Genomic DNA, 5,041 nt, shown 5'->3' with positions numbered 1-5,041 from the left:
AAAGTTGTGGGCAAGCTGTGTGGGGCGGAGGAGGTGCCCGAGCGCGTGCCCCTGAAAAACGGAAGGCCCTCCAGCTGCACCTGGAAGGCCTGCTTGGAGGCGCGCCCTGGGAGTGAGAGGTGGGCGGCCGGTGAGAGGGAGGTAGCGCACTTCGGGCCGCCGCGCCAGAAGCCAGCCACACGCCGGGGGAGCGTGGAAGCACTCCGTTTCGGTGTCTGGCCGGGCCGAGTGCCTGCGGCGGTTCTTCCTGTGCAGCCGATGCGATCGGGGCCACCGCTACTGCGGTGAGCTGTGCCGGACGAGAGCGCGGCGGCAATCGGTGCTAGTAGCTCTGGCCGGTATGGCAATCATCGTGCTGGCGCCTCGCAGGTAATTTCCCCTAGAGCACGCGTGTCGGGCACCGCTCGCTCGGGCGAGCCTGGACGCTCGCGAGCTCCACCGGGGTCCGGCTCAACGCCACCGCTCCCTCGCCATCGTTAAGGCCGCCTTGTTCCCTACGGTGTGGCCGGGCTTCGAGCCCTCTGCCTTGTCCACGCCGAGACGGCCACCCCCGTCTTGCAGCTCGAGGCAGATCGGCACGGTGCGCCCGCCTGGAAGGTGGGCGCGGACATAACGGCCGTAGATTTTGTCCCCCGTCGTCCACAGGTGCCCCTCCAGCAGCATCCCCACAGGCGCCTTTCCTTCTGGCCTGATCAGCTCACCCGTGACGTGTCCATCCTTGAAAACGGCAAAGCTCTCCACTTCATCGCTCCCCTTGGTCACGTCCATCAAGATCGCGGGCCCCCGGTTGCTTTCTATTCTCCACCCCAGCTCTTTCATCACCTTGACGGCTCCCTCGGGGCAATCCTCGGGATTCGGGCGCGACTGCACACCGAGGCAGCCCGCTTGGAACCATGCGACAGAGGCTACGAGGAGTGCGCACCTCTGAGCCTTCGAAAGCACGCGCCGCTTGCTGGCCTTCTGGGCCTGCTGCGGGTGGGGTACGCCGTTGGTCAGCGTCGGGGAAGTGTCGGGCTGCTTCACGGAAGGGCTCGCCTCCTTCTGGGTAGGGAGAGGCGAGGGTAACTGAGTGGGACGGCTTGTCGGCTTTTCGGCCAGCGCGCTTGCGGGCGGGGGCTGAGCCGCTGGTGCGCTCTGGGCCACAGGGGGCGGCGCGGGTTCGGCTGGCCTGTGAAGCACGAACGCGGCGACGGCTGCCGCAAGGGCGAGAAGCGCCAGCGGCCCGACGAACACCGGACGGAGCCACGCACGGCGCGGGCGGCTCTGCGCAGCAGCCCCCGCAGCAGACGGCGCGGGCGGCACCTGAACGGGGAGCGGATGGAAGGGAATCGGAACGTGCGGGCCCTCGGCTTGCCGCGCCTCGGCTGGCACGGGCGCCCCTTCGGCGGGTTCTGGCGGGAGCTGCGAGGCGACCGGGTGAACGCGGGTGCTGCGCCACTCCGGGCCCTGGAATTGCGAGAATTCCTCCAGCGGGCCCCGCGCATCCTTCGCGGTCGCGTGCCGCTCCTCTGGAGTGTGGTGGATCAGCTTCATCGCATAGCGGCTCAGCTCCTGTGGAACGCGCCCCTGGGTTGCCTTGAAGGGGGTGGGCGGCTCCATCACCTCGTTACCCAGAGGGGGCCTCTTCTCGCCGCGCGTGGGCATGGGGTCCGTCAGCACGTCGTAGAGGTTGGCCCCGAGCGCGAAAATATCGTCCGTCGCTTTGAACTTGTAACGAGCCTCCGGGTTGAGGCGGTTTTCATTCCAGAAGCGCTGAGCCTCCGGGCTGCGGTTGCGCGGCGTCCCAGGGGGGAGCGGCCCATCCGTCAACTCCTCGGCGGCCGCGTAGTCCGCCGCGCCAAAGTCGATGATCACCGGCTCGCCTTCCTGGGTGACCATGATGTTCCGCAGGCTCAAGTCCCGGTGGAACACGTCCCGCCCGTGCATGTGCTCCAGGGCTTCAAACAGCTTGCGGAACAGGACGACGACTTCATGCGGGGTCGGGTGGGTCTGCTCTACCCACCGCGCCAGCGTGTAGCCGTCCACGAAGTCCAGGACGATGTAGAGGAAGCCCGAGCGAGGATCCGGCCACCGGCCATGAGCCCACATGCGGATGATGTGGCGGTGCCTGAGTTGCTGAAGGCAGGCCACCTCACGCATCGCGCGTGCGTCCACCTGCCTCGGATCACGGCTCCGCTCTGTCTGACAGGCCACCTTGAGCGCGAAGCGCTGGCCGTCTTTCTCTACCTCGTAGACGACGGCATAACCGCCTCTCCCGATGCGTCGGACGATGCGCCAGCCGTCCACCATCTGGCCGGGCTTGAGGTCCAAGGGATCCACTTGCGCCACCATGCTGGGCACCTCTCGCCTGTTGCTACAGCTTCACCTGGGGAACGGACAGGCAGCGGCTCCCGTCACTGTTGCACACCCGCAGCGTGTGCAGCGCGCTCAGCCATTCTCCCAGCTTTCTCGCGGGCATCTCCACCTCAACGGCCACTCTCACCGAGCCCCTCGGGGGGAGGGGTGCCTGTCCGGTGAGCACCGCGCGAGCGCGGCGCGGCTCCCCTCCTGCTGCGGGCGTCACCTCTGCCCACGCGGGTGCCCACGGCTCCCCCCCCGTATTGCTCACTTCCAGGATGACCACGGACCACGTGGCCCCCCCGAGCCCCTTGCACTCTACGGGGCGAAGCTCGCCGCGCACCTTGAAGCACTCGTGCTCGAAGTCCTTCCCCCTCACGCCCCTCTCGTTCACGACCCCCGCGAGCGCCACGGCGGCCGGGCTCACCACTGGGGGCCGTGCCTTCAACTCCTCCAGCTCCTTGCTCTGCGCCTCGCACCGCGCGCGCGTGGCGGACAGTTCCACGCGGTACGCCTCCACGGTTTGCTGCGGGCGGGTGACGTTCACCACGTCATCCACCACGCCCGGCTGCCCGGTGAGCAGGAACACGACACTTGAGGGGAACCCCTCGCGGTAGGTGACTCGCAGTGCGAGCCGCTCGGCGGGCCCGAGCGCTGCGGTGGGCGAGAGCGTGACGGTTCGATCCCCCACGTCCACCACCGTGAAACGGGCGCGGCCCTCCAACTCGACGGACTCACGCACGATCGGCGCGTCGAGGATGATCAGCGTGAAGGTGCCTGGCGCCACGGAGATCAACGGCGACTCGCCAGCCTTGCCCGTGAGCACGACAGCGCGAGGAGGGGAGCGCCCTGGGGGCGAGGCCTGTGCCGTAGCGGTGAGGCCCACCATCAGGGAAGCGAGCGCGAACGGTGGGGCGAAAGGTCGGAGCAAGGCGGGGGAACCTCCCAGGTAGGCCCCCAGAGTAGCAGACGAGAGAACGCGCGCGCGTTGAAGTCCGCCCATGCGCTCTCAAGGCGTTCTTGATCTCCTCGGAGACGACGCGGACGACCTCCCCAACCTCAGGCTTCCTTGACGACGGCGATCTGCTCCCGCACGGGCCGCACCGTCTGATCGATGAAGTCCACGGGCACTCCGTCCGCGCGGGCCCGTGTCGCCACCCGGTCGAGTGCCTGGAGGAGCATGTCTCGGTCCGGCTGGGAGAAGGCGGCGAAGCCATCGAAGAAGGCCTCGCAGGCCGGCGGGGGGCGGGTGCCATAGATCCGTTGCACCGCGGCGCACAGGGAGGCCCGCACCTCGAGTGCGCTCAGGCGCATCACGCCCGGGCCCTCCACCTCGAGCCCGGCCTCGTTCACCGCGAGCATCCCGCCCTCCAGGTTGTAGAGCGAGGTGAAGCCCTTCTCCGCCAGCTGCCGTCCCGCTTTCATGGAGCGCGCGCCTGAGCGGCAGATGAGGAGCAGCGGGACTTCTCGTGGCCAGGACTCCGCGGCGGCGAGGACCTTGGAGAGCGGGACCAGCTCGGAGTGGGGCATGCGCCCGAGGATGCCGTCGAACTCCGCCGGCTCGCGCACGTCAATGCGGCGCGCCGAGGCAGGGAGGGTTTCCAGCTGGTGGACGTAGAGGGAGTGGACAGCAGGCATGGGGAACTCCTGGTCTCCTCGTGGGGGAGAGGGAACGGGGGGAGTGTCTGGCCCCTCTCCCAGGAACTCAAGCCCGGATCAGGGCGGCGGCCCTGGCACGGCCCCTGGGGGGGGGCTTGCCTGGCCTGTTTCCCTGGGCTGTAGTGACAGGCCAGGATGCTGTGTTAACTAAGGTCTCAGCCGTTCTCTTCAGAGTGAGGTCCACACCATGCCGATGTTCGAGTACCGCTGCCACGATTGCTCGCAGACGTTTGAAGCGCTGGTGCGCAGCAGTGAGACCGCCCAGTGCCCTTCCTGCCAGAGCCAGACCCTGGAGAAGCTGATCTCCGTCTTCGCCATGAGCGGGACCAGCAAGCAGGGCGGTTCTTCGATGGAGGCGTCAGCACCGTCCTGTGGGCCTTCGTGCGGTTGCGGCCCCGCGAGCTGTTGATGTTCCCGCGGGGGCGCTGATCGCGGGCCTGCTCCTGGCAGGCCCTGCAGGTCCCCCCCCGCAAGCTCGGCCACTGTCAACCCCCACCTACAGTCGTTGGAAGTGCTCCCACTTCCTGTGTAAGTGTACCTCCAAGTGTGCAGCCTGGAGGGGCTCACTTCAGAGGAGAGAGCTCCGTTTTGACGCAGCACAGCAGGCAAATAGCTGATCGCTCCGTGCGGCGTTCGCTCTGCCGCCCAGTGTTAGTATAGTTTTCGTCAAAAGCGGGCCACGGGAGGCTTGGTTTCCATGAAGAAGCTGTGGGTCGGGGTTGCGTTACTGCTGTTGGCCGTCACGGGGTGTAAATCCGAGAAGTCAGGGCAAGCCTCGAAGCTGACGTTGACGGGCTCGAGCACCATTGCCCCCTTGATGTCCGAGGTGGCCAAGCGGTTCGAGGCGCAGAACCCGGGAATCCGGGTGGATGTCCAGACGGGCGGCTCCTCGCGCGGCGCCTCGGATGCACGGCAGGGGCTGGCCGACATCGGGATGGTCTCCCGCGATCTCAAGGCCGATGAAGCGGACCTGGAGGCGCACGCCATCGCGCTCGATGGGGTCGCCATCATCGTCCACGGCACCAACCCGATCACGTCCCTGACC

5 protein-coding genes are annotated in these 5,041 nt (G+C 67.7%); 2 read left to right on the top strand and 3 right to left on the bottom strand.

What is annotated here, in order from left to right; genetic code table 11:
• Positions 1–450: 450 nt before the first annotated feature.
• From VD972_RS36280 to VD972_RS36270, 3 genes are all read right to left on the bottom strand, one after another.
• Positions 451–2,331 carry a serine/threonine-protein kinase gene (locus VD972_RS36280; RefSeq protein ID WP_324993394.1) on the bottom strand — a complete coding sequence of 627 codons (1,881 nt, stop codon included), beginning with the start codon at positions 2,329–2,331 and terminating at the stop codon, positions 451–453.
• A gap of 22 nt (positions 2,332–2,353) precedes the next feature.
• The gene (locus tag VD972_RS36275) at positions 2,354–3,268 is read right to left on the bottom strand and encodes a DUF2381 family protein (protein WP_324993393.1); all 915 of its coding nucleotides are present in this window, start codon (positions 3,266–3,268) and stop codon (positions 2,354–2,356) included.
• Between the two features lie 128 nt (positions 3,269–3,396).
• Positions 3,397–3,975, bottom strand: coding sequence for a rhodanese-like domain-containing protein (locus VD972_RS36270; RefSeq protein WP_324993392.1), 579 nt, complete (start codon positions 3,973–3,975; stop codon positions 3,397–3,399).
• A 208-nt stretch (positions 3,976–4,183) separates the two neighbouring features.
• Here VD972_RS36270 and VD972_RS45620 point away from each other — a divergent pair, with 208 nt between their 5' ends.
• Both VD972_RS45620 and VD972_RS36260 read left to right on the top strand, forming a co-directional pair.
• On the top strand, positions 4,184–4,405 hold the full coding sequence (locus VD972_RS45620) for an FmdB family zinc ribbon protein (protein ID WP_414654187.1): 222 nt from the start codon (positions 4,184–4,186) through the stop codon (positions 4,403–4,405).
• A gap of 288 nt (positions 4,406–4,693) precedes the next feature.
• On the top strand, positions 4,694–5,041 hold a 348-nt coding region (locus tag VD972_RS36260), incomplete at its 3' end, for a substrate-binding domain-containing protein (RefSeq protein WP_324993390.1).

This window comes from Hyalangium sp. (assembly GCF_035629615.1).
Classification (GTDB): Bacteria; Myxococcota; Myxococcia; order Myxococcales; family Myxococcaceae; genus Hyalangium.
This window is presented reverse-complemented; position numbering and strand designations above follow the sequence as displayed.

Excerpts from the sequence above, each read along its gene's own strand:
- VD972_RS36280 (WP_324993394.1), bottom strand. The coding sequence starts at position 2,331 with ATGGTGGCGCAAGTGGATCCCTTGGACCTCAAGCCCGGCCAGATGGTG.
- VD972_RS36270 (WP_324993392.1), bottom strand. The coding sequence starts at position 3,975 with ATGCCTGCTGTCCACTCCCTCTACGTCCACCAGCTGGAAACCCTCCCT.
- VD972_RS45620 (WP_414654187.1), top strand. The coding sequence starts at position 4,184 with ATGCCGATGTTCGAGTACCGCTGCCACGATTGCTCGCAGACGTTTGAA.